20 protein-coding genes are annotated in these 26,214 nt (G+C 45.1%); 17 read left to right on the forward strand and 3 right to left on the reverse strand.

Annotated features, from left to right (window positions below; translation table 11 throughout):
- Nucleotides 1–1,070 precede the first annotated feature (1,070 nt).
- The 5 genes from BMY60_RS00360 to BMY60_RS00380 all read left to right on the forward strand — a co-directional run bounded on the left by BMY60_RS00360 (nucleotide 1,071) and on the right by BMY60_RS00380 (nucleotide 9,298).
- On the forward strand, nucleotides 1,071–2,063 hold the full coding sequence (locus BMY60_RS00360) for a sodium-dependent bicarbonate transport family permease (protein ID WP_090330325.1): 993 nt from the start codon (nucleotides 1,071–1,073) through the stop codon (nucleotides 2,061–2,063).
- 146 nt (nucleotides 2,064–2,209) lie between these two features.
- On the forward strand, nucleotides 2,210–2,578 hold the full coding sequence (locus tag BMY60_RS00365) for a P-II family nitrogen regulator (RefSeq protein ID WP_256250592.1): 369 nt from the start codon (nucleotides 2,210–2,212) through the stop codon (nucleotides 2,576–2,578).
- Nucleotides 2,579–2,999: 421 nt separating this feature from the next.
- Entirely contained in the window at nucleotides 3,000–4,700 is a 1,701-nt protein-coding gene (locus tag BMY60_RS00370) for an NADH-quinone oxidoreductase subunit 5 family protein (RefSeq protein WP_090330326.1), read from the forward strand.
- On the forward strand, nucleotides 4,697–5,950 hold the full coding sequence (locus BMY60_RS00375) for a proton-conducting transporter transmembrane domain-containing protein (protein WP_177166518.1): 1,254 nt from the start codon (nucleotides 4,697–4,699) through the stop codon (nucleotides 5,948–5,950). Before BMY60_RS00370 ends, BMY60_RS00375 begins: the two co-directional genes overlap by 4 nt.
- A 42-nt stretch (nucleotides 5,951–5,992) precedes the next feature.
- Nucleotides 5,993–9,298: a DUF2309 domain-containing protein gene (locus BMY60_RS00380; protein ID WP_090330329.1), complete on the forward strand. Its 3,306-nt coding sequence runs from the start codon at nucleotides 5,993–5,995 to the stop codon at nucleotides 9,296–9,298.
- Between the two features lie 174 nt (nucleotides 9,299–9,472).
- On the opposite strand, the gene BMY60_RS00385 is transcribed toward BMY60_RS00380, so the two are convergent.
- Together BMY60_RS00385 and pip are read right to left on the reverse strand one after the other, a co-directional pair.
- Complete coding sequence (locus BMY60_RS00385) at nucleotides 9,473–10,957, reverse strand: carboxysome shell carbonic anhydrase (RefSeq protein WP_090330330.1); 1,485 nt, start codon at nucleotides 10,955–10,957, stop codon at nucleotides 9,473–9,475.
- Between the two features lie 809 nt (nucleotides 10,958–11,766).
- On the reverse strand, nucleotides 11,767–12,735 hold the full coding sequence (gene pip / locus BMY60_RS00390) for a prolyl aminopeptidase (protein ID WP_090330507.1): 969 nt from the start codon (nucleotides 12,733–12,735) through the stop codon (nucleotides 11,767–11,769).
- Between the two features lie 177 nt (nucleotides 12,736–12,912).
- On the opposite strand from pip, the gene BMY60_RS00395 reads away from it, so the two are divergent.
- The 7 genes from BMY60_RS00395 (at nucleotide 12,913) to BMY60_RS00425 (ending at nucleotide 20,722) form a co-directional block, all read left to right on the forward strand.
- Complete coding sequence (locus tag BMY60_RS00395) at nucleotides 12,913–13,107, forward strand: hypothetical protein (protein ID WP_371264171.1); 195 nt, start codon at nucleotides 12,913–12,915, stop codon at nucleotides 13,105–13,107.
- Nucleotides 13,108–13,119: 12 nt separating this feature from the next.
- Nucleotides 13,120–14,295, forward strand: coding sequence for a patatin-like phospholipase family protein (locus tag BMY60_RS00400; RefSeq protein ID WP_256250593.1), 1,176 nt, complete (start codon nucleotides 13,120–13,122; stop codon nucleotides 14,293–14,295).
- A 447-nt stretch (nucleotides 14,296–14,742) separates the two neighbouring features.
- The gene (locus tag BMY60_RS00405; protein WP_090330333.1) at nucleotides 14,743–15,507 is read left to right on the forward strand and encodes a 3',5'-cyclic-nucleotide phosphodiesterase; all 765 of its coding nucleotides are present in this window, start codon (nucleotides 14,743–14,745) and stop codon (nucleotides 15,505–15,507) included.
- 21 nt (nucleotides 15,508–15,528) lie between these two features.
- Nucleotides 15,529–17,907 (forward strand): GspE/PulE family protein, encoded by a 2,379-nt coding sequence (locus BMY60_RS00410; protein ID WP_090330334.1) that lies wholly within the window; start codon nucleotides 15,529–15,531, stop codon nucleotides 17,905–17,907.
- Between the two features lie 92 nt (nucleotides 17,908–17,999).
- Nucleotides 18,000–18,509, forward strand: a complete 510-nt coding sequence (locus BMY60_RS00415) for a DUF2141 domain-containing protein (protein WP_090330335.1) — start codon at nucleotides 18,000–18,002, stop codon at nucleotides 18,507–18,509.
- Nucleotides 18,510–18,836: 327 nt separating this feature from the next.
- Nucleotides 18,837–19,661: an alpha/beta hydrolase gene (locus BMY60_RS00420; RefSeq protein WP_090330337.1), complete on the forward strand. Its 825-nt coding sequence runs from the start codon at nucleotides 18,837–18,839 to the stop codon at nucleotides 19,659–19,661.
- Between the two features lie 236 nt (nucleotides 19,662–19,897).
- The gene (locus BMY60_RS00425; protein ID WP_090330339.1) at nucleotides 19,898–20,722 is read left to right on the forward strand and encodes a symmetrical bis(5'-nucleosyl)-tetraphosphatase; all 825 of its coding nucleotides are present in this window, start codon (nucleotides 19,898–19,900) and stop codon (nucleotides 20,720–20,722) included.
- Here the strand turns inward: BMY60_RS00425 and BMY60_RS00430 are convergent.
- Nucleotides 20,652–21,482 carry a lysophospholipid acyltransferase family protein gene (locus tag BMY60_RS00430; RefSeq protein ID WP_256250594.1) on the reverse strand — a complete coding sequence of 277 codons (831 nt, stop codon included), beginning with the start codon at nucleotides 21,480–21,482 and terminating at the stop codon, nucleotides 20,652–20,654. The genes BMY60_RS00425 and BMY60_RS00430 overlap by 71 nt on opposite strands.
- Nucleotides 21,483–21,607: 125 nt before the next feature.
- On the opposite strand from BMY60_RS00430, the gene leuC reads away from it, so the two are divergent.
- From leuC to asd, 5 genes are all read left to right on the forward strand, one after another.
- Complete coding sequence (gene leuC / locus BMY60_RS00435; RefSeq protein WP_090330341.1) at nucleotides 21,608–23,032, forward strand: 3-isopropylmalate dehydratase large subunit; 1,425 nt, start codon at nucleotides 21,608–21,610, stop codon at nucleotides 23,030–23,032.
- 50 nt (nucleotides 23,033–23,082) lie between these two features.
- The gene (locus tag BMY60_RS00440; RefSeq protein ID WP_143057313.1) at nucleotides 23,083–23,211 is read left to right on the forward strand and encodes an entericidin A/B family lipoprotein; all 129 of its coding nucleotides are present in this window, start codon (nucleotides 23,083–23,085) and stop codon (nucleotides 23,209–23,211) included.
- Nucleotides 23,212–23,221: 10 nt separating this feature from the next.
- Complete coding sequence (gene leuD / locus BMY60_RS00445; RefSeq protein ID WP_090330342.1) at nucleotides 23,222–23,860, forward strand: 3-isopropylmalate dehydratase small subunit; 639 nt, start codon at nucleotides 23,222–23,224, stop codon at nucleotides 23,858–23,860.
- Nucleotides 23,861–23,878: 18 nt separating this feature from the next.
- Entirely contained in the window at nucleotides 23,879–24,940 is a 1,062-nt protein-coding gene (leuB, locus tag BMY60_RS00450) for a 3-isopropylmalate dehydrogenase (RefSeq protein ID WP_090330344.1), read from the forward strand.
- Between the two features lie 125 nt (nucleotides 24,941–25,065).
- Entirely contained in the window at nucleotides 25,066–26,178 is a 1,113-nt protein-coding gene (gene asd, locus BMY60_RS00455; RefSeq protein ID WP_090330345.1) for an aspartate-semialdehyde dehydrogenase, read from the forward strand.
- Nucleotides 26,179–26,214 lie beyond the last annotated feature (36 nt).

Genomic DNA, 26,214 nt, shown 5'->3' on the forward strand with positions numbered 1-26,214 from the left:
AAATCACAAAAAAATCACAAAAAAATAACAAAAAAATCACAAATAATTGTGATATAAAAAATATTATTTATATTCATATACTTAATTACCTTAAATATTAGATCGAGTAAGTCGGAGGAATTTCATATCCAGTTTTTTGTAAAGCAGCTCGTTCGTGAACTTCTCTTCAATGGCTTCTATCGGTCATTCCTATTAGTTCATAACCCAGATTTTTTTGCAAAAGCTGCCTAAAATGGCTTGAAATCATTTCTTGTAAGGTGACTCTGAAGGTATTGTTCAGATTAGAGGCAGCTTCTTACCCCGGTAACGCACAAGCTTATCCAGGAAAAATTTGAAAGTACTTGACAGGCAAAAAACATAAATTGCCATGATATAAGCTGAGCAGATAAGCTAAGGTAGTGCATGAAGTGCTGGCGTAAATAAACACAGGTAAGGCAGGAAAATGATGGTTACAATTTTCTTTAAAAAACATCACAATTTTTTTACAAACGGTATGGTAAATTACGGCCAACTAAGGATATGGATATTTGTTATGTCGTAAATCTTTTAAGAGCTTAAAGTTGAAATGTTAAGCATGTTTTAATTGATATTTAAAACTCAACATCCGCACTCGTAGTGGTTTCCTTAATTTTCCTCTTTGATTGGCTAAGATTTACACGTCTAATAAAATGAACTGTTCTATTAGACGAAGTTGATGATTTTTATATTGCGTGAAATTTAAATAATAACTATATGATTTTAGATCTTATTTATCATAAATTGATCATTTATGTGAAATCAGTGAAAAATCCTTACTTTCTCGCTTCTCCTTGCTATAAATCGGAAATAAAATTGTTACAGGTCCTGTTGAGTCAGGATGAATAACGGGTGCTGTTTCAATGCCTATGAAATAAAACTAGTGACATATTAAGAGCATTAAAAACGTTCGATCTTTAGAAGATCAGTAAAGCTTATTATGCTCGAAAATTCAAAATAGATTTGAAAATAAAAAGTTAGTATTAGAGTTATATTAAGAGTGGCTTTGTTTTTTTTGAGTAGTAAATAATTAAATACAAAAGGGGTAATAGTCTATGTCGATTTCTGATGTTTTAGTACCTGTAGCGCTCTTTTTCGCGCTGGGCATGTTTGCAACCTTGATAAAATCCGATTTAAAACTTCCACCTGACATGCATAAAATGATTGTCGTGTATCTTTTGTCAGGAATTGGTCTGCATGGGGGTATGGAATTGGCTCACGCAGGAATAGGAGCAGCCCTTCCTGCTGTATTGGCGGCATTGGTATTGGGTTTTGGTCTTCCTATAGTGGCATACGTGATTATGCGTATGAAAGTTGATCCGATGAATTCGGCCGCGATTGCTGCGCATTATGGTTCTGTCAGTGCAGGTACATACATGACAGCAGTTGCTTTTTTAACCGGTATCGGCGTAACTTTCGAGGCCTATCCTGTTGTTATGCTTGCAATTATGGAATCTCCTGCGATTATTGTCGGCTTGATACTGGCTGGCTATTCACGCGCAGTGGTTAGAAAACGTGAAGGCGGCTCCACTGACGACAAACAAAAAGGCGTCTTCAAACATTTACTTATAGATTCTTTTACCAATGGCAGTATTTTGATATTGTTCGGCACCATGTTTATTGGCGCCATTGTTAGTGAAGCAAACTACGATAAAATCGAACCGTTCTTCGGTACTCTGTTGATGGGCGCTTTGTGTTTGTTTTTATTGGACATGGGGCTTGAAGCAGGAAAAAGAATGGCTGAATTCAAAGATGTTGGTATTTTCTTGGTAATTTTTGGTATTCTGATGCCTCTCATCGGTGCGGCGACAGGGCTTGTTATCGGTCATTACTGGCTTCAATACTCTATTGGGGGCGTCACGCTGGTAACAGTATTGGCAGCCAGTGCCTCGTATATTGCTGTTCCTCCAGCTATGCGTATGGCTGTTCCCGAAGCGAACCCGTCCTTCTATTTAACTTTGTCACTCGGCGTTACTTTCCCGTTTAATGTGTTGGTAGGCATACCTCTGTATTATTGGGCGGCACAGTATCTCGCCGGTGCTGTATAAAATAATGAAACCCCGTTCTTTTCTAGTGTAAAGCTTGTTTAAGATAGCATATGATTAGCAACGGGCTTTCTTTGTATTTCAAATTATTAAATTATTGAAGATGTTCCGATATTTGGCGTGTCGTTGTTTAATCTTTTTCTTGTATCTTGGGAACTATTACCATTAATTACTTAGGGGGTAAAATTATGACTTTGCAGCACGATGCTTTAGTACCATTGAAACGAGTAGAAATTGTTTTTGATGAAGAGGGCATGGGAGAGTTGGAAAATATACTAAAAACAATAGGTGCGCGTGGATATACATATATAAAACATGCTGGGGGATATGGTTCGCGCGGAGAGCGCAGTCCCGATACCTTTGGGCTTAGAGAAGAAAATGTAGTTATTATTCTTGCCTGTACAGTTGCACAAACTGAAAAGCTGGTTACAATGCTTTCTCCTAAAATGGAGGAACTTGGCGGTATGTGTCTGATTTCAGATTGTTACTGGGTAAAAGGAGCTGCTGAGTCGTATTAAATCTCCGCTGCTAGATTGTGCCGTCTATCTACCGAAGCCTACTGATTATTGTTTGAAAATAACAGGCATTCGATTGTTATCAGCACTTCGCTGCCTTGCGGCGAAGTGCTGTCGCTGTTCTTCTGTTATTCCAGGAAAGGAAAAGTTTCTGAAGGCGAAGGCTTAAGTCAAAATCGTTTGCGATTCTAACCCATTGTTCTGTTACTTTAAAATTTCATCAGGCTTGGGATTTAAAGCAGTCATTATTTATATAATGAAATAATTATCGTATCGTTAGATAAATTAAATGCAGAAAATACACGAGAAATCTTAACGCAAACTTAAAAAGCATTTATTATAAAATATGTTTTTATGCAACATGCTTAAGCGCATTCACAGTTTTTTATAACCCACTCAATCTGGATATGTTTATGAGGTTTGTATGTCTATCGTTGTTTTAGTTCCCTTACTTCCATTAATAGGTGCGCTTATTGTAGTTGCAGGGGGCAGTGACTCCTTGCATAAACGCGCCAAACTTGCAGTCTATTTCCTCGGCGCGGCATTCATTGGCTCTGCTTTGACGCTTTGGCATGTGGCAACGGAGGGACCGATCACTATTCGTTTTTATGATCCGGAATCCCTTGCTTCCCTGGTGTTTCCAATGGGTTTTTATATTGACCGGTTGAGTGCCGTCATGATGACGCTGATTTCCTGCGTTGGCATGATCGTTTATACCTACTCTGTCGGTAATATGTTCCAGGATTATAACGCCAGAAGATATCTATCACTGATGGCGTTTACGGTTTTCGTATTGCTTTGCATGGTTTCCAGTGCGAACATTATGATGCTATTCATATTCTGGCAGTTATTGAGTTATCTGCTTTATATCCTGGCGCATAACCATTCTCATGGGCCAACGCTTGCGGGTGCATTTAGAACGTACACGTTGCTAAGGGTAGGGGACGTCGCGTTTCTAACGGGTATTGTGCTGGCCTATCAGCTGTATGGCACACTCGAATTTGGCACGCTTTTTGAACGAGCAGCTGAAACGTCCGTTTTGCTTGCACCGCTTCCGGGTATTGAGATTAGCGGTGCGACAGCTGTTACACTATTCCTCTTGATCGGCGGATTGTGTAAGTCCGCTAATTTTCCTTTCCATATCTGGCTGCCTAGTTCCCTTTTTGCACCGACGCCTATGCATGCTTTGCTTCATGCGGGGATTATCAATGCGGGTGGATTTTTGATCAATCGTCTGGCGCCATTGTTTGGTATGAGTCCAACGGTGCTGCATCTTGCTTTTGCGATAGGTTTGATAACCGTTATTGTCGGCGGTCTCATGATGCTCAGGCAAAACGATATCAAGAGAAAGCTGGGCTATTCGACGATTGGCCAAATGGGCTACATGATTATGGAGTGTGGACTGGGCGCTTTTGCATTAGCCGTGTTCCATCTGATCGCGCATGGTTTCTTCAAAGGTTCGGTCTTTCTGTATTGCGGTAATGTGATTCATGATGCGCGTAAACATCCGGGCATGCCGCATGTGGGCCATTCCGATAAGCCTAGAGAATTTTCCTTTCTGACATGGTTTACAGGGTTATTCACGACTTTGTTGATTCCGCTGGTTATTCTTCTCGCTATACATGATGTGCTTGATATGCCGTTACTTGAGTCGCAGGGATTGATGATCTTCCTGTTCTTTATTTGGATAACTTCTACGCAGGCGATTTTGTCGCTTACACGCATTCAAGGCGTGGCATCATGGAAAGTGTCGGCCAGTATGATATCTGTCTGGTTCTTCATCATATTTATTTATTTGTTTCTTGCTGAGACTTTCACGGCGTTTCTGTATCCGGATCCGGCGGAAGTCGAATTTTATCTGCAGGCTGCAGCGCTTCCTGACTGGCTTTTTAGTACCATTGTGGTTGCCGTCTCTTTGGTAATTATTACAACCTGGTCGTATATGTATATTAGCGCAAAAGGCGGTTCCATCCGTGTGCCTGGCTGGATAAAATCGTTTAAGGTGCGTTTATACACGTTATCTATGAATCGGTTCTATATTGAAAAAATGTATGAAGGGTTAGGACGGGTATTTTCGCGCGTTCTAAATCGAATCGTTGGGCATGATAAAGGATGGTCGAAATGACATTTGAAGCAAATTCTTTAATTTTGACAATGGTGCCGTTGTTGGGCGGATTACTGGGTTTTGCGGTCTGGTCCCAGCCGAATAAGCTGAAGATGTTACTGACTCTCGTCACGCTGCTCAGTCTGGCGAGCGTGATCGTATTGTCAGGACAGGTCACAACATCAGCGGGTGGATCGTTATTGCTTTATCTCCTGCCGCTGGCGGCTTGCGTATCGTTACTCGTGCAGTTCAACAACCATGACGACCCACTCAGCTCGCTGATGACCGTCGTGCTTCTTGGGCTGGGGTTAGGTGCTTTGACAAGCGAAGGCGTCACGAGCCAGATATTCCTGGCTGTAATACTGGGCCTGGTAGCATTTCTGCTGTTTAAGTACCGCAATCCGTTGTGGTCGTCATCCTGGACGGGTATTGGCGTTTCCGGTTTTGCTGCCGTATGTGCCGGCTTTTCTGCCGGTGCTGATGCTTCAGCTGCTTTGATTGTTTCATTACTGGTTAGCGCGGTTCTGTTGCCGCTTCTTCCTTTGCAAGCGGGTTACGTAATGGCCGTTACGCGGTTGCCGGGTAGTCTGCCGGCATTTATGATATTTTTGTTACCTGTTCTCGGTTTGAATAATCTGGCTGGTCTGATAGTGGAAGTGCCGGAGGATATGGCGTATTCAATATCAATATTGGCCCTGGTCAGTATCGTTTTCGCAACACTCAAGGCAATGCTCCAATCCCGAGTGCCCTTGGTTCTGGCTTATAGCAGTTCCGCTTTCTTTGCAATTCTTTGGTGGTTCCTGGCATCATCGCAAACGGTGACGCCTCAGAATGTCATCTATCTTGTTGCGGTAGCTCTGATGGCAACCGGTCTTATGCTTGCCTGGCAGGTCATCTGCAGCAAATATGGCGATGATGTGGATATGAGAGCCGTTCATGGTCTTGTCTGGTCAATGCCGCAGTTTGCCGTTCTGTTGACGCTGGTGGCGCTGGCTGCAATGGGCATGCCGCCATTTGGCGTTTTTGCCGGCTTTGTGGGTATGCTTCTGACCACTGCATATGCAACGTATATTCCGTTGATATTTATCCTTGCTGCATGGCTAGCGGCCTCCTGGTACATTATGAGCATGGTGCAGAAAATGCTCTTTGGTCAAAAACAGCTGGAGATTCGCCAGATTAGATTGCATCAGTCGGAATTTGCATCTCTTCTGATAATAGTATTGATTAGCGTTGCGTTGGGGGTGCTGCCAAGCGATATTGCTGGCATCTAATCTAATGTCCCCAATGATTGTAACTTTAATGGAATTTGTATCATGAAACTAAAAGAATTGACTACCAGTAATACCTTAGCGGGGGTGGGATTAGTAAATGAGAAGGAAGACGAGATTGCGGTGAGAGCCGATGTCGATGGTCTTCGTACAAAACTGCGCGACGACGTTAAATCGGCTAATGAAGTGATCGCCGGATTCTGGCCAATGCGTACGTTTGTGCATCATAATCCGCTGCATTCCCTTGAATACCTTAAATTTGACGAAGCGGCGCACCGCGGTAAGCAGTATCTGAACGGTAAGGGCTACCTCCCGAATTATATGTACCGTAAGTATTTTAAATTAGGGAGAATTCTGCCTCGGCATGTTGATTCAGTACTTGAAAAACAAGTACAAAATGAGCAGATACTGATCGGTTCGCGTCAAATAGGCCATAAGGACGTGTTGCGCACATGCCTGACTGAACGCATTTCTTCTGCTGAGGAAGATTTATCCGGTGTCAATACACCAAGCGACTCGGATTATGAACTCGTCAAGGCACTGTCCGATCGACTCGCATCCGCTATTCCAGCACAGAATGCCGCCGAGAAACTACGGGATGTGGCTACACAAGATGAAGCTGCGCTGGTGCGGACAATGACCATCGCACAGTGGTGTGACAAGGTACTGGATACGCAGATTGTCGATGTGATGGTGAGCGATCTGGTCGGCCGATGTGAGCCGTTTCTTGATGAAGGGTATACCACCTGGGAAATGACCGGTCGCGAAAAAGGTTTTTTTGTAAAATGGAAAAACACCTTGTCGGATGAATGGTCAACCTGCGGAATTGATAATCTTGGGAAAAAAATTGCCCAACTTCCCGATGACGCGGAATATGTCGTAATAGACTGCCTGCAAACACTCGGAATTCCGCAGAACGCATGGAAGGAATATTTAACGCTGCATATGAGTATCCTGCCCGGCTGGGTTGGCTATATCAAGTGGCGTGCCAAACAGGATAATTATGTATGGCAAAACGCATATCCCATCGATCTGGTTCAGTATCTTGCGGTTAGCCTTTGGTATGAGCGTGAATTAGTCAAAAAATACTGTGATCAGTTTCTTGGTATTGACGGGCGTTATCCGGAAATCGTTTCTTTCATGAAAAATTCCTCACGTGAATATTTTTTGCGTAGAGAGCGCAATGCAGGCCGCTTAGCGGCAGCTTACTCTGCGGAAGTCGATCGTCTGTCGCATCGCAAAGGTGCAAACTGGGATGATCTGTTCAATCATTACTGGGAGAACGGTAATCCTAAAGTCGTCAGGGCGGCGCAGAACAAGCTGTCTAGAAGCTTGTGCCTGCTGGCGTCAGCGCTGAAGATAGAGCCGTCCAGTTTGCTGGATTGTTCTCCGGCAGATCTGAAAAAGCTGAATGACTGGATAGCCGCATTTCCGGAATCGGATCATGGCCCCGTATGGCTCAGAGCTTTTGAGGCGGGCTATCAGGAGCAATTACTCGGCAGAATTATTGAATCAAAAGCGAAAAGCGACGAATCGGCGCGTAACAAGGTGCAAGACAAAGTGCGCCCACATACACAATCGGTTTATTGTATCGATGTGCGCTCTGAACCCTTCAGACGTCATCTGGAAGCTTTGGGACCAAATGAGACGTACGGGTTTGCAGGTTTCTTTGGCGTGTTGATTACGCACAGTTTTTGGGAACATGAACATCAAACCGAACAATACCCGGTTATTGTCGGCCCTAAAACTGAAGTGCATGAGATACCGCGCAGCTATCTGGAAAATATGCTGCCGATGTATGAACATCGTACCAGCATGATTCATGCGAGTCATACACTGCTTCATGATTTGAAGCATAACGCGATTACGACTTACGTTATGGTTGAAGCGGTCGGCCTGTTTTACACTATACAGATGTTCGGCAAAACCATATTGCCAAGACTCTATCTGAATGCGAGTAACTGGCTCCAGAAGAAGCTTATTCCGGCTATCTCGACGACGATCACGGTTGACAAGCCGAGTGAAGCTGAAACCGAAGAAATGCTGAAGGTTAAGTATGAGGGTGTCATTTATAAAGTGCTGCAGAATGTTACTGGCCTAAGTAGATGGAAGGTGCCGAATAATCTGGTTAATGCCTTGTGGCAACATATCTTGAATTCCGAGATAGAATTGGATGGCGCATTGATCGAAATGGCCGATAAAGCCGGAATTTCAAAAGAGAGACTATCTGACGCAGTCAGCCGCTTACAGCTCCACTACGGTGTCGAACAAAAAGAAATTTCTTGTCAGAAAGAACATATTCTGCAAACCGGGTTTTCTTTAGAGGACCAGGTGCAGACAGTCGGCAACGCATTGCGCATCATGGGCCTTACCACCAATTTTGCGCGATTGGTGCTGATTTGCGGACATGGCAGTGAATCGGATAATAATCCGTATGAGTCGGCGCTGGATTGCGGTGCCTGTGGCGGAAATGAAGGCAAACCAAATGCGCGCGTTTTTGTCATGATGGCGAATAATCCTCTGGTAAGAGAGCGATTGGCCAAAGGCGGTATTGAAATCCCGTCTGATACCTATTTCGTTGCCGGTCAGGTGAATACGACAACGGATGAGGTGGAGCTGTTCGATCTGGAAGATTTTCCTTTATCACATGGTCAGGATATCGCAAGATTGATTGAATACCTGGATGAAGCTGGGCGCAGAACGAGCCAGGAGCGCTGCAGTCGATTCGCGGATATTGAGAACGCTTTGACACATAGCGAGGCTAAATCGCATGTAATTCAGAGAAGCGCGGACTGGAGTCAGGTAAGGCCTGAGTGGGGGCTGTCCAGCAATACCGCTTTTGTGATCGGACGACGTGCACTGACTGATTCGCTGGATTTGCGCGGGCGTGTTTTCCTGCATTCGTATGATTATCGTTTTGATCCTGAATTCAATTTCCTTGAAGTCCTGATGACCGCGCCTCAGGTGGTCGCACAATGGATCAATATGGAACACTATTTTTCAACGACTGATTATGATGTGTATGGTAGCGGGAGTAAAATTTATCATAATGTGACCGGAAATTTTGGTGTAATGGCAGGGCCCTGGAGCGATCTTCGTCTTGGATTATCATGGCAGACAGTAATGGATGGAGAGCTGCCATTCCATGAACCAATGCGCCTGGTTTCAATTGTTGAGGCGCCGCGTAACGAAATTGAAAAGTTAATTGCTAAACATGAACTATTGCAGCATTTTTATCATAATGAGTGGGTGCATCTTGTAGTGCTAGAACCGGAAGAAGGGACTCTCTATCGTTACCTGCCTGCAGGCGAGTGGGTTAAATTCGATAAAAACGTTATCGATAAACAATGATGACTGAGATTTGTTAAAACTCGACGAACTGTCACAGTTGCTGTGGTCAGTTCGTTTGTTTTTAACACCGTTTAAGATTAACCGGCTAAGCCTTCTCTATTTCTGGCGATCATTTGTTCGAATCTCTGTGACGCTATTTGTTTTATAAAAACTACCTCGACAAAACCGGCCGTCTTAATGTCCGGCTTCTTTGACCTGATCTTCAACGAACGTGCAACGTTCAGTGCCAGCTATATCACTTATTGCAATTTGACAATAAAGCAAGCCTTTTTCATGGAGTTGTGAATAACGTGCCTCTATTGCTGCTTTGACACGCCTGCAACGTCTTATTGTGCGATTACGCGCACCTGGCACATGCGAAGAGTAGTGATAATGCACTAGTATGGGAATTGCCAAACCATGCTTGATATTAAGTTCAGTAAAAATCTTGATGCCCACATCTAAGTCGGCTGCACCTTCTTCAACTGTGTTCAGATGGGCGAAATAATATTTATTGCGCAAATATAATTCTTTCATGGATTCACCGGCGCAGATGAAACGCTCGTTATGACCAATCACCCGATAACGCCCGGCATGATATTGAATTACAAATTCAATTTGCGATAGATTGGCTTCAACCAGGCCAAGCACCAGGTTTCGCATGCCTGTTGCCATCTTATCTTTTTTTTGATTGATCCCATTTTGCGATTCTGCTTTGGACACAGATTCTGCAATATATGTCCGAGCAGCTTCTTGATCCATTCCTAGCGATTTTTTATATACATCGCCGCTATCAACATAACGGTCAGGAAGAATATTGCCGCTGGCATCTGGGAAGTGAACACGAATGGAATCGAGATCTGTATCAACGCCAATTAAAAGAATATCTGGTGCAGCTCCGCGGCCATAAGTATTATTTATGGCGGCGCGCAATTCATTTAGCCTTGCCAGCGCGGATTCGCATGCTTTCCTGGTGTCACTGCCATGTGCGGCACAACCTTGGTGGGTAGGATTCGAACTGCTGTAGTGATATACCGCTATTTTCAAGTAATTGTTATTTTCATGGCCGGGGAGGCCGCCAGATAACCGCTCGAGCTCACGATGCGCCCAATCAACAATGTTTTCTTCGATATTAAACATTGTGCCGGCATATGACTTGATATAAACAGATTCGCTAGGCCCGATTCGGAGTATGAAAGGTAACAATCCTTGCAGACGACCATCTGCACAGGAGCTGATATTTACCGTGTGGTATCCGCAGGAATGTATGAAGTCTGTATTTAATACATAACAGTCGCGCCAGGATGCCTGATCAAAACGTGCCTTAGCGACACATTCCTTAAAACTATGGAAAACACAGTATGAATACAGCGCACGCAAGTTTAGGCCAGCTACCCAGGAGTCTTCCAATAAACTGACAGGCAACATATAGTGCAACTGATCCATTGCAATACGCTGTGCGTGAGTGACAAAATCTAGATCGTGTTGATAAATGGAAAGTGTTTTTATAGTGTTTTTAATTGCTGAAAAGCGGCTGCGAACAAGCTCCTCATAAATATGTAAAAACTCATTTAAATCAGTATTGACAAGCGAGTGTTTACAAGCTTGCTCTGGTCCGTCAATGCTGACCGGGTCAACAAATTGTTCGGTTATAACAGGTGAATTTTCAGTCTTATCCATTTAGTCATTTGCCTTTGTGCGGTTATTATTTGCGGTTGTGTATATGTATGTATGTTTATTTATTTAACTACCTTTTTTATGCACGTGTACCACCAGAAATAAACATGCAGCATTTTTGTCTTTACTGTCTGCTGGTCCGCTAATACGGTTCTTTAGTACTGGATACAGAAGATCGCTCCATTTCGCGCAGTGTAAAAAGTGTAAAAAGATTCTCATTTAGGGCATCTCGAGATTTCTTGGCCGTTAAGAGAATTGAGAAAATTTGTGGTAGACTACATTATGGCGGTTTTATAGATTAGAGCGGTCTAATATAACGTTCACAAAAAGCAAGCAAACCTCCATAAATAACTCCAAAAAATAAATTTTCTCATTTATCACTTGAAAAGATTCTAATCCAGCTGGCATAAAAATTTTGTGATAAAAATGTAAATTATTTGTAAATTCTGAGAAAATTTATTGCTATCAATTGTATTGATACGTCTGGGTGCTTAGTCTAATCTACATGATGGCCCCGCACTCTGTCAGTGTCCTGTAACGGCACAAATACACAATGGCAGGATGCGGTATTGATCTTTCTGTCCATGGAAGAAGCGGCTTTTCAATTTGTCGTGAGCGGATTCATTGATCGCATCAAAATCCAATAATAATATTTTTAGGTGCATTGTTGAACGGGGCAATGAATTACTCAACGATTACTTCGCGTATACGCCATACTGCCCGGCTGTCTGAACGATTTGGCAGGAGTTGTTTCTCTTTTTTGCACTGTTTTAGCTAGCGCCCAAGCAACCGGGACCGCTTCTGCCGACAGCTTATTTCGTTGCGAAAAGCCGTTTAAATTTCTCGGTTGCTTGAATTAGTGCGTGAAGTATACTGGGTTCCCATACCGAATGTCCGGCATCGTCAATAATCTTGTATTCTGCCTCGGGCCATTTCTCATGTAAGTCATTTGCGCTGATAATCGGACATACAGCATCATAACGACCTTGAACGATGATTGCCGGAGTTTTGTGCAGCTTATGTACATTATTCAATAGCGAATTTTCCGGTAGAAAAATGTCGTGGCTGAAATAGTGCGTTTCCATGCGTGCCAGGCCCAGTGCCACCGTATCTTGCGCGAAATAATTTACCGTTTCCGGACTGGGTAGCAACGTCGAACATGATCCTTCGTAAATGCTCCAGCTGCGTGCAGCGGGCATATGAACAGCCGGATCAGGGTTTTTTATACGCTGATAATAAGCAGAAAGAATATCGTTGCGCTCGGCTGTATCCAATTGAGCGACAAATGTTTGCCAGGCTTCCGGAAAAAAAATTTTCAGCCCATACAAAAACCAGTCAATTTCTTGTTTTCGGCATAAAAAAATACCGCGCAAAATCAGCCCCAGGCAACGATCTGGATGGGTTTCGCCATAGGCAAGTGCTAGGGTGCTGCCCCAGGACCCTCCAAAAACCAGCCATTTTTCGATGCCGAGATGTTGCCTTAGTTGCTCGAGATCATTAATCAGCAGCGGTGTCGTGTTATTGCGCAATTCGCCTAAAGGCGTTGAACGTCCGGAACCGCGCTGATCGAGTATAACTATCCTGTAGTACGATGGATCGAAAAATCGGCGGTGAGACGGTGTCGATCCCGCTCCCGGTCCGCCGTGTAAGAAAACAACCGGTGTTCCTGCGGAATTTCCTGATTGTTCCCAGTAAATTGTATGAATCGAATCCACTGGCAACATCCCCTGTTGATAAGGTTCGATCTCAGGAAATAATTGAAATGTGCTGTTGGTTTGCATGGTGTTTAATATTCTGTCGGTGTGCAGAAAATATATGCGAAAAAGGTGATAAATAGCACAGAATTTAAGGCTTGAGTGATTTAACGTTCTGGTATATTTACTGATATATTTTAACTGCATCTATAATTAAAAGGTAATATCATGCATCATACAATTTTAAGAGAACAGGAAATATCAATGTTGCGTGCCGAAATCGAGATGTTAATGTCGGAGCGTCAAGGCTTGCTGGAAGCAGTTGGCGCGGCTGCGAGATTTATAGCTTGTCTGGATAGCCAAAAGCTGCCTGAAGAAGCCTGTGAAACAGCTGATAAATTAGCTAAATCGTTGAATCAGTTAAGCGAGGATACCTTGCAGGATGCACTTGAAAAATAAAGGCATAGTTTGTTGTTACGGACAATAAATACCAGGCAAAAGTCAAATGATGATAAATCAAAAGTCGGCTTGGTGCTGACCGGGGGAGGTGCACGAGCGGCATATCAAGTGGGTGTGTTGCGTGCAATTGCCGAGATGTTACCCGACGGCGCACGTAATCCTTTTCCGGTAATTTGCGGGACATCGGCGGGCGCAATTAACGCCGCTAGCTTGGCTGTTGCTGCAAATGAATTTCAGGAGGGGGTGCGTCAACTTGAGGATGTATGGGCCAATTTTCATGTGGGGCAAGTGTACCGTTCTGATTTTCTGGGTGTGTTGAAAAACAGTATGCATTGCCTGGTATCTTTGTTTTCAGATGACTACGGTCGCCACCGGGCAATCTCTTTGCTGGATAATGCACCGCTGAAGTCGCTGTTGTCACGTAAGATACCTTTGCGCATGCTTCAACATTGCATCCGTTCAGGTTCGCTACATGCCTTGGGCATAACAGCCTGGGGATATACTTCCGGTCAGTCTGTTACTTTTTATCAGGCAGCACATGAAATTGAGCCCTGGAAACGCGCACAGCGGGTCGGCGTATCAACGCAGATTCGTGTCTCGCATTTGATGGCCTCATCGGCAATTCCGTTTTTTTTTCCACCAATCAAATTAAATCGTGAATTTTTTGGGGATGGCTCAATGCGTCAATTGACGCCCATTAGTCCGGCACTTCACCTTGGCGCAGACAAAATTATGATTCTGGGCGTGCATAAGGTGGCAAGAGAGCTGCCTGGGCGCGTGAGTACTTCTGATTATCCTTCACTGGCGCAAATCGCCGGCCACGCCATGAACAGTATTTTTGTTGACGGTCTTGATGTGGATCTTGAACGTTTACGCCGAATTAATCAAACACTGAAACTGGTGCCGCCGGAAGCACATCGGGAAAAAAAAATTACTCTGCGACCGATTGATTCCATGATGATTTCGCCAAGCATTGAAATCAATGAAATTGCACAGCAGTTTGCACAATCGCTGCCGTTTACAATGCGTTCTCTTTATCGCGCTGTTGGTGCGATGAATCCAAATGGTTCGACACTGTTGAGTTACGTTTTGTTTGAAGCATCATTTTGCAAGGCTTTGATTGAACTGGGGCATCATGATGCTTTACAGCAAAAAGATGAAATTTTAGAGTTTATTCAATGTCAATGATTCTTCAGCGTAAATCGGATTTTTTGCGTCTGTTATTCGGTATTGACAGCGGGGCATGATGGAATGGAATTTAATAGTCCTTAATTTTAGGTGGCGTTCATGCGTATATCTAGCAATTGTTATTGGTACTGCGTTATGGACTTGAATTGTTGGGCTCAGGGCGATCAAGCAGTGTCATCAGGATTTGCTGAGAAGGCTGAAATGCTTGTGAAAAGTATCGCAATTATTTGGCCAGGAACAGATTGCGTGCAGCTATCATATCACTGCAGGTAATAGTCCGAGATAATCGAGCAATTTGCGACGAAGTTAAACTGTGATCGAGCGGCCATTAGCGCACGCGGCCGGCATCTTAAGATCTTGTTGCTGGAATCGGCGGGAGCAGGGTGGTGCAGTTGTCATCAACACCAGTGCGACTTATTAAATAGTATAATCATGTGGAGCGGTTAAGTGAAGCTCAAAGTATTAGGGTGTAGCGGGGGTATCGGCAGCGATTCAGATACAACGTCCCTGTTAATCGACTCAGATATCTTGGTCGATGCGGGAACGGGCGTTGGGAATTTAAAACTGGATGAGCTGATTCAAATTGATCATATCTTTGTTACCCATTCTCATTTGGATCATATCGCTTTCATTCCTTTTCTGGTTGATACTGTTGGATTCCTCCGTAAAAAACCGGTTACTGTGTATGCGACTCGGGAGACGATTAGCATTTTACGGGATCACATGTTTAACTGGCTGGTTTGGCCTGATTTTACAAAAATTCCAAATACTGAAGACCCCTACATGCGGTATGGAGTTATTTCCCTTGGCGAAACAATCGATTTGGATGGCAGGATGATAACTGCATTGCCTGCCAATCATGTCGTGCCAGCGGTTGGCTATCAGCTGGATTCGGGCCGCTCGAGCCTGGTTTTTACCGGTGACACGACTACTAATGATGCGCTCTGGTCTGTCGTAAATACAATGGAAAATTTGAAATATCTTATTATTGAAGCCGCTTTTTGTGAAGCAAAACGGGATATTGCCATAAGATCAAAGCACCTGTGTCCGAGTTTATTATGCGCCGAGTTGGAAAAACTCAAACTTGATGCAAAAATCTATGTTACGCATTTAAAACAGGGTGAAGATGAATTGACGATGCGCGAAATACTGGCATGTGCCGGAAGATTCAATCCGCGCAGATTAGCGAAAAATCAGATATTCGATTTTTAAAGTATCATGGAGAAGTGTTGAATGAATACAACGATTGCAATCAAGCCGGCTGATGGAGAGTCTTCCGACATCAGTGATCGCTTAAGTTTTTCTAAAAAACTGCAAACAGTTACCAATAAAATACATGCAGCCAGCGATATTGACGAAATTATGCTGGAAGTCAGCAAGGATATTTGTAGTTTATTCAATGCTGACCGGCTGACGATTTATACACTCAGCGATGATAAAACGTATTTGTCTTCCAGGGTAAAAACAGGACTTGATTCGTTTCAGGATTTGAAACTGGCGGTTAACGAGCATAGCATCGCGGGATTTGTCGGGTTGCAAAAAAAAACTGTCAATATCGAAGATGTGTACAATAAACGCGAATTGAAGTCATTAAATGAGAAACTGACCTTTTTACAGGATGTAGATAAGCGTACGGGTTACCGGACCAAACAAGTGCTTGTGGTGCCAATATTGAGCGCAGATGACAATGCATTGGTCGGTGTCATGCAGGTTATCAATAATAAAGAGGACAAGCCCTTTTCACCAATATTCGTTGATGGTGCCGAAGAAATTACGCGAACGTTAGCTATCGCGCTCAAGCAGCGGCAGAAATCTTTCAAACTGCTTAAATCAAAGTATGATCATTTGGTGCTGGATGCGGTTATTTCAGCGGGGGAATTCGAGCTGGCAACACGATCGGCACGGAAAAAAGGATGTGATCTGGAAGATGTGTTAATTGATGAATTCCAAATACCCGTACCTTTGATTGGCCAGGCGCTGGCGTCATTTTTCGATGTGAAGTATGAGCCCTTTAAAGCCGATCGGGTAAAACCGATAGACTTGCTGCGCAATTTGAAAAAAGATTATGTGAATACAAATGCATGGCTGCCTATTGATGACAGCAAGGATGGGCTGGTCGTAATGACACTGGATCCTGAACGGATCAAGTCACTTCGTATCGTTAACAATATTTTTCCCAAGTTCAAAGTCATTCATACAGTCACAACCAAACGCGAATTCAAGCAGACAGTTGATCTGTTTTACGGTAGCAGCTCGGATGAAATCGACGTCGGTGATATTAACGACATGCTGGTCGGCCTGGAAGATGAAAATGAAGAATTCCAGGAAGCTGACGAGACCTCCGCCGCATCGGATAACGAACTGGTTAAACTGGTCAATAAGATTATTATTGATGCCTATAAAATGGGTGTTTCAGATATACATGTTGAACCCTATCCGGGCAAGGAGAAAACCAAAATCCGTTTCCGCAAAGATGGATCGTTGATGCCATATATAGAAATTCCCGCCAGTTTGCGCAACCCTTTGGTAACCCGTATCAAAATCATGTGCGATCTGGATATTTCCGAGAAGCGCCGCCCGCAGGATGGAAAGATCAAATTCAAAAAATTTGCACCGTTAGATATTGAACTCAGAGTGGCGACTATTCCCTCGGCTGGAGGGCTCGAAGATATTGTAATGCGTATTCTGGCTGCCGGAGAACCGATTCCGCTCGACAAAATGGGCTTTACGTTACACAATCTGAATGAACTGAAAAATATTATCAGTAAGCCTTACGGGCTGTTTTTTGTTTGCGGCCCGACTGGTTCAGGTAAAACCACTACATTGCATTCCATCCTGAAACACCTTAACCGGGCGGAAACCAAAATCTGGACGGCTGAGGATCCCGTAGAAATTACGCAGAAAGGCTTGCGTCAGGTGCAGATGAATGTTAAAGCGGGCCTGACATTCCCGGTAGTCATGAAATCCTTTTTACGGGCAGACCCCGATATTATTATGGTTGGTGAGATGCGCGACAAGGAAACCACCAGTATCGGTATCGAGGCTTCATTGACCGGTCATCTGGTCTTTGCAACGCTGCATACTAACAGTGCGCCGGAGTCGGTCATACGTTTGCTCGATATGGGTATGGATCCGTTTAATTTTGCCGATGCCCTGCTTGGTGTTTTGGCGCAGCGTCTGGCCAAACGTTTGTGCAAAAATTGTAAAGAATCTTATACAGCCAGTGCGCGGGAAATACAATCGTTGCTGGCCGAATATTGTGAAGAATTAAGGCATATCGATCATTTCAGGACTGATATTGACAAAGCCTACACCGAAATACTGGCAGATTGGAAAAAACAGTATGGCGACGAGCAAGGTCAGATCATCCTTTACAAATCAGTGGGCTGCGACCAGTGTGCGGGAACGGGCTACAGCGGGCGTGTAGGTTTGCACGAATTATTGACTGCTTCGGATGCGCTGAAGAAAAATATTCAGGAAAGAGCAAGGGTTGCGGAGATGCTGGTTACCGCATTGAGTGAAGGTATGCGGACGTTGAAACAGGACGGGATAGAGAAAGTACTGCAGGGTATTACCGATATCCATCAGGTTAGGCTTGTCTGTATCAAGTAGGCCTGTGTTGTCGCGGTCTTATATTGTCGTTTTTTCGGATTGGCAAGAATCTGATATGATCGGGTTATGCTTTACTTATTCGAAGATGCGGCATGACAACGTTAAAAAACCAAGCGTATATCGTTTTCCTGACAATCCTGATTCTCGGATTGACAATTGCAACCGCGGCAAAAGCCGCGCAACAGCTGGATATTCGTCCGCATGAAACTGCTGATGAATGTAACCCGGGTATTTCTCAAATCAGGGTGACTGTCAATGGCGTCAGCTTTGGCGGTATGCTGACCGTCGGTTTGTATGATAATCCCCACCATTTTTTACTGAAACATGGACGTAAACGTCATGTCCGGATACCGGCAACCGGCGAGGAGCATATTGTGTGTATCAATCTGGATCAACATGGCACATATGCTGTCGCGGCATATCATGACAAGGATGCAGACCGTAAATTAAAACGCCAAAAAAATCTGCTGCCGGGCGAGCCTTTTGGTTTGTCGAACAATCCGGAACCGGTTTTGGGATTTCCAAAATTCAGCGATTCCGCGTTTAAGACGAAAGGGTTGGGTGCTGACATCACTATTGATCTGCGTCAACCCCGATTCTAGACCCTATCCATATGATATTACTAGTACTTATCAATATGATATTACTAGTACTTATCAATATGATATTGCCAGGCACTGCGTTACCATGGTGTTATGCAGCAAGGTACAGCACGCTGGAAAGGGTTGCTCCCTTTTCAAGTACTGTAACACAGTTGCAGAACACCACGGTAGCGCCCTGTAGGTGGGCTTGTCAGCGCCCAAGGTCTGGCGCTTCTGACGTTGCGCCTTTTGACAATAGACTGCTATTGCCTGTAGTGCATACAAGGAGAGATTGATTTAAGCCAAAGCCGCAATCAATAATTCGGTTTTATTTCAGGAAAATCGCTAATGAAAACGATGTTTAGCCTGCTTATCGTGCTTGGATGTGGCTATGGCGTAATTGTCCTGCTGATTTTTTTTACGCAATCACGTCTGATTTATTTTCCGCATGTGGGCCGGGAAATTGTCGCTACGCCCAGTCAGATTGGATTGAACTATGAGACTGTAGCAATTAATACGGGCGATGGTGAAACCCTGGACGGCTGGTTTGTGCCGGTTCCGGATGCGCTGGGAACCGTGTTGTTTCTGCACGGTAACGCAGGCAACATTTCACACCGGCTCGAATATTTATCCATGTTTCACGCCCTTGGGCTGAATACCATGATTTTCGACTATCGGGGTTATGGACAGAGTACTGGTGTGCCTACAGAAGACGGCACGTATGCGGATGCTGATGCGGCATGGCTGTATTTAACCGGCACTAGAAGTATAGAATCAGACAGGATTGTGCTGTATGGCGAATCTCTGGGTGGAGCCGTCGCGGCACGTTTGGCTGCGCACAATAACCCGGCGATATTGGTGCTCGCCTCTACTTTTACGTCCGTACCCGAACTAGCTGAAACGATTTATCCTTTTTTACCGGTGCGCTGGATTAGCCGTTTCGACTACAATACATTGGAATACCTGAAATCTGTCAGCTGTCCGGTGTTTGTGGCACACAGTCCCGATGATGAAATCGTGCCATTTTTACACGGACAGCGATTGTTCAGCGCCGCCGCTGAGCCTAAACAGTTTTTAACTTTGTCTGACGGCCATAATGATGGTTTTATTGCGATGCGAGATGAATGGATCGAAATCCTGAGCGCGTTTATCAGCAATCACTTGAAACCATAGTGTGTGATTTATTGGTGGTAAACCGGTTTTCAACATCATTCCGTTACCTAATTTGATAACAGCGCGTCATAATTAAGTGTAACCTGGTTTGAAGCAGTTAATTCGGTCGTTGTTTTGGTCGTTGTTTTTTGTAACTATGTGTTCTTGAGAATAGCCAAAAATTATACGACAGAATTTGAATTGGGAAAAATTAAAATAATAAACTGACTGTGCTTTAAGCAAATTGAATAATCTACATGGCTACCTACGCAATCGGCGATATTCAGGGATGTTATTCGGCATTTAGAAAGCTGCTTGATTTGATTAAGTTTGATGCCGGACACGACCGGTTGTGGCTGGTTGGCGATATTGTCAATCGTGGTCCCCAGTCGCTGGAAACATTGCGTTTTGTCAAACAGTCAGGTGATGCAGTGGTTACAGTGTTAGGTAATCATGACCTGCATTTGTTGATGGTTGACGCCGGCATTGCGCGTTACAATATCGGCGATACCATTCAATCGATTTTAGACGCGCCTGACCGTGACGAATTGCTGTACTGGTTGCGGCATCAACGATTATTTTACGTTGAAAGCGATTATGCATTGGTTCATGCTGGTTTACTGCCTGACTGGTCTATTCCAAAAGCAGCTCAATTGGCCCGGGAAGTTGAAACGGCTTTGCGCAGTGATGATTACCGGTATGTTTTTGCGCATCTATACGGTAATACACCTGATTATTGGCGCGACGATTGGACAGGTGCCGAACGTTTGCGCGTCATCATCAACGCGATGACGCGTATGCGCATTTGTAGTGTCGATGGACGAATGAATTTTTCACACAAAGGTGCGCCGAAGGATGTCCCCGCCGGTTTTTTACCATGGTTTGAGATACCGCAGCGCGCGAATCGGGACTATACGATTGTTTGCGGGCACTGGTCAGCCCTGGGGCTGCATGTAACAAGCTCGGTGGCCGCGCTTGACAGCGGTTGTGTATGGAATGGACGGCTGTCCGCTATGCGTTTGGAAGATAAGAGGGTTTTTCAGATTCGCTGTGATAGGCTGGCTGTGACAAATTGCGGTTAATTGCTTCTTCCGACATGCGTGCCAGTTCGCGCCGGTTTTTTTCTGCGCTGTAAATTGGCGCGTTGCAGTTTAATACTGCTTCAATACGAGGCTGGCATAAAACTTTTCTCAGTGAGGCTGCAAGTGAGATATCGGTATAGGCAGCATCGTGGCATATGCTGCCGGCTGTGTCCAGATAGCGAATTGCAACAGGATACAGCAGTGCCTGGGCATTAATTGCGGATTGCAGCAGCGATGCGTGAAAATGCAGTGTCTGCGTGCCGTCGCTGGTGCCGCCTTCGGGAAAAATGCATACGCGTTCGCCTGCAATTAAAACATTACCGAGTTCTTGATTGAGTCGCGCTGTATCGCTTCGTTTTGCACGTTCTATGAAATGGGTGCCTACCCTTTTACTTAAAAAGCCGATAACCGGCCAGTTACGGATTTCGGATTTGGCGACAAACTGTGTCGGACAAACCGCCATGACTGCACAGATGTCCAGCCAGGAAACATGATTGGCAATTAAAAGCGCGCGCTGATGGTTCCGGTTCGGAAAACTACCGATAACATTTATTGTGATATTCAGGGTTTTTAGCGTTCCTTTCGCCCAGTTTTTCATCATACGCTGTTGTATAGAACGGGAACAATACGGATAAACAATAGATTGCAGAATTCCCGATACAACCTGTAGTAGCAGACGGACTAAACGGAAAAGGCGGACAATTGGCGGAGTGGCTTTTTCTTTCATCTTTTTATGCGGCAGCTTTGAGAGCAATGCCACGATTTTACCCTGATCAATTTGAAGATTAAAAAATTTTCGCGCCCGTAAAGGCCGATGGCTGTTTCTTGATTATACTTTATGTGATAATTTGCAGTTGAGATTATAAAATTCAATACGGGTGCACGATGCAAACGTTATACGACAAACTCTGGGATCAACATCTTGTCCATACTGAATCGAATGCCCCCGACAGCATGGCGCTGCTTTATATTGATCGGCATCTGGTTCATGAAGTCACCAGCCCGCAGGCGTTCGAAAGTCTGAAATTGGCTGGACGCAAGCCATGGCGGGTGAATTCGATACTGGCTGTGGCGGATCATAATGTGCCGACATCAGGCCGTGATTTTGGAATTAATGATCCCGTGTCGCGTCTTCAGGTTGATACGCTTGATAAAAACTGTGACGAGCTGGGTATTACCGAGTTTAAAATGCGTGACGTGCGTCAGGGTATTGTGCATGTAATCGGACCTGAACAAGGAGCCACCTTGCCGGGCATGACTGTGGTTTGCGGGGATTCGCACACCAGTACGCATGGCGCCTTCGCCTGTCTTGCGTTTGGTATCGGCACCTCGGAAGTCGAACATGTGCTGGCCACGCAGTGCCTGCTAACTAGCAAATCCAAAACCATGCGTATCGCGGTCGAAGGAAAACTTGGACTGGGCGTGACTGCCAAGGATATTGCACTGGCGATAATCGGCAGAATAGGAACGGCTGGAGGTACCGGCTATGCCATTGAATTTACCGGTGATGCGATCCGGTCGCTGTCCATGGAAGGCCGCATGACGCTGTGCAATATGGCCATCGAAGCCGGCGCGCGCGCCGGGATGATTGCCGTTGACGATACCACAATTGAATATATCAAGGGAAGACCGTTTGCGCCGCAAGGTGGGTTATGGGAGCAGGCAGTCGCCTATTGGCGTACATTACATAGCGATACGGATGCTGTGTTTGACAAGACAGTTTCCTTGGAAGCTGCCGGTATCCGGCCACAGGTTACCTGGGGTACTTCGCCTGAAATGGTGACAACGATAGACGGTTGTGTACCCGATCCGGCGGGTGTTACTGATCAGGGTAAACGACAGAATATCGAACAAGCACTAAAGTATATGGGGCTGCAGCCCAATACACCGATTCAGTCGATTGCACTCGACAAGATTTTTATCGGCTCATGTACAAACTCGCGAATTGAGGATTTGCGCGCGGCAGCAAAAGTGATAAAAGGCAGGCGCGTCGCTTCAACAATCAAGTTAGCGCTGGTAGTACCCGGTTCCGGACTGGTTAAGCAGCAGGCCGAGCAGGAAGGGCTTGATAAAATTTTTACGGCAGCCGGATTCGAATGGCGCGAACCGGGCTGTTCAATGTGTTTGGCCATGAATGATGATAGGCTGTCAAAAGGCGAACGCTGCGCGTCAACATCCAACCGCAATTTTGAAGGCAGGCAGGGGCCCGGAGGCCGTACTCATCTGGTTAGTCCTGTGATGGCGGCCGCTGCTGCTGTTGCAGGTCATTTCGTTGATGTAAACGAGCTCGATGCGCCCCGAATGCCGTAAACTTGATTATTGCAGCGACTACCATAATTTTTATTCCTCTGAAGGAGAACATGATGAGACTTTTTGCGATAGTCATCGCTTTCATTGCATTATTTGGTTTAACGGCTTGCAATACAATGGCTGGTCTTGGTAAGGATATTCAGGAGGGGGGTGAAGCACTGGAGCGTACCGCACAGTAAGTATTTAATTATGGATAAATTTCAAATAGTTACGGGTATTGTTGTGCCGCTTGATCGTGCTAATGTCGATACCGACGCCATTATCCCAAAGCAGTTCTTGAAATCAATCAAGCGTACGGGTTTCGGACAGAATCTATTTGATGAATGGCGGTACCTGGATCATGGCGAGCCGGGAATGGATGCTTCGCAGCGACAGCTAAACCCGGATTTTGTCTTGAATCAACCCCGTTACCAGTCTGCCAGAATTCTATTGGCAAGAGACAATTTCGGTTGCGGATCAAGTCGTGAACATGCACCGTGGGCGCTCCAGGACTATGGATTCAAGGTCATTATTGCTCCCAGTTTTGCTGATATCTTTTTTAATAACTGCTTCAAAATCGGATTGTTGCCTATTGTGCTGAATGGAAACATTCTGGATCAATTGTTTCGTGAAGTAAATGAAACGGAGGGCTATACGTTAACCGTAGATTTGCAGGAACAGGTGTTGACCACGCCTGCTGGAGAACGTGTGGAATTTTCTGTCGATACATTTCGGAAACATTGTCTGTTGAATGGTCTGGATGACATTGGCCTCACGTTACAGCACGCGGATAAAATCAGAGAATTTGAGCAAAAACGGCGTAAACAACAACCTTGGTTGTTTGTGTAACAATAACTTATAACGATTATGAATATAGCAGTCTTGGCTGGTGACGGCATCGGGCCTGAAATTATCGCGCAGGCGGTGCGCTTATTGGATGTTTTAAAAGCAGAAGGATTCGATATCGAACTGGAGTACGGGTTAATAGGTGGGAGCGCAGTCGACGCAACCGGTGAACCTTATCCGGAAATGACGCACCAATTGGTTTCCCGGGCTGATGCCGTGTTGTTGGGAGCTGTTGGAGGACCGCAGTACGATGTGTTACCGCGGCCACAACGGCCCGAGAGGGGCCTGCTCGCCATTCGTAAGGCGCTAAATCTGTTTGCTAATTTGCGTCCTGCAATACTCTACCCCGAACTGGCCAAAGCGTCCAGTTTGAAGCCTGATGTCGTGGCTGGATTGGATATTATGATTGTGCGCGAACTAACTGGAGATATCTATTTCGGTAAGCCGCGTGGGATTGAAATGCGTGACGGTCAGCGTGTCGGCGTCAATACCATGGTTTACAACGAAGCCGAGATCCAGCGCATAGCGCATGTCGCTTTCCGGACTGCTCAGAAAAGAAATCGCAGGCTATGCTCGGTAGATAAAATGAATGTATTGGAATGCACGCAATTATGGCGCGATGTGGTGGAAGAAACCGGCAAAGCATACCCGGACGTTAAATTGTCGCATATGCTGGTTGATAATGCGGCCATGCAGCTGGTGCGCGATCCCAAACAATTTGATGTGATTGTAACCGGAAATATGTTTGGCGATATACTGTCTGACGAGGCGTCGATGTTAACGGGTTCGATTGGTATGCTGCCATCTGCCTCACTTGACAGTCATAATAAGGGGCTGTATGAGCCGATTCATGGTTCCGCTCCGGATATCGCCGGCAAAAATGTTGCCAATCCGCTTGCCACCATTCTCTCGGTTGCGATGATGATGCGTTATACATTCAACCAGGAAGATGTTGCGCAACACATTGAAGAAGCAGTAAAGAAAGTATTGGTACAAGGGCTGCGAACAAGCGATATTGCAAGTCAGGGAATGCATGTGCTTGGCACGCGAGAAATGGGTGATGCGGTTCTATCCGCGTTTTAAGCACCCAGACAAATGCTTGCAGTAAGAAAAAGAGACTGTTGGGATGTTATGATGATGCCTTATGGCAAGCGGTTGATTGAGAATTTTTTTTAACAAATGATGTTTTTTAGTGTGGCGGGGTAACAATGAAGCAGGTTGGTTTTGTCGGTTGGCGTGGTATGGTCGGTTCTGTTTTAATGCAGCGTATGCGTGAAGAGAACGACTTTTCCCTGATTGATCCTGTGTTTTTTTCCACATCCCAACAAGGTAGACAGGGCCCGGATGTTGGCAAGGATGTTCCATCGCTGAAGGATGCTTACGATTTGACTGAACTTGCAGCAATGGATGTCATTGTGACATGCCAGGGAGGCGATTATACCAACAAGGTTGTCAAGGATCTGAGACAGTCCGGCTGGCAGGGTTATTGGATTGATGCCGCATCAGCATTGCGCATGGATGATGATGCTGTCATTATTCTCGACCCGGTGAATATGCCTGTCATCGAACAGGCAATGCATGATGGCGTAAAAAATTATATAGGTGGCAATTGTACGGTCAGTCTGATGTTAATGGCGGTTAGTGGGTTGATTAAAAAAGGCCTGGTTGAATGGGCTAATGTCATGACATATCAGGCAGCATCGGGTGCCGGTGCCCGTAACATGCGTGAACTGTTGCAGCAGATGGGTGAAGCGCATCGCGTCGTCAAAGAATTGCTGGACGATCCGGCGTCCAGTATTCTGGATATCGATCGTGAAGTTGCTGGTACCTTGCGAGATAAAAACTTTCCAGTAGCCAATTTTGGTGTTCCACTTGCCGGCAGTCTCATTCCTTGGATTGATAAAGCTGTAGCCAATGGCCAAAGCCGTGAAGAATGGAAAGGTTTGGCTGAAACCAATAAAATTATTGGCAAAAAGGATCAACCATTACCTATTGACGGCACTTGCGTTCGAATTGGCGCAATGCGCTGCCACAGCCAGGCGCTGACCATGAAGCTTAAAAAAAATATACCGCTAGACGAAGTAGAGGGCATTATTGCTGATTCGAATGCCTGGGTACGGGTTGTTCCAAACGAACGTGAAGCGACAACAAGAGAGCTAACACCGGCAGCCGTTACCGGTACTTTGTCGATACCGGTCGGGCGTATACGCAAACTGGCCATGGGTGACGAATATCTGTCAGCTTTTACAGTTGGTGACCAACTGCTTTGGGGCGCCGCAGAACCGTTGCGAAGGATGCTTCGGATTCTAGTACAGCATTAAATTTAAACAATTATTGACTGATTATTAAGACAAATG

The organism is Nitrosomonas sp. Nm51 (genome assembly GCF_900111165.1).
GTDB lineage: Bacteria > Pseudomonadota > Gammaproteobacteria > Burkholderiales > Nitrosomonadaceae > Nitrosomonas.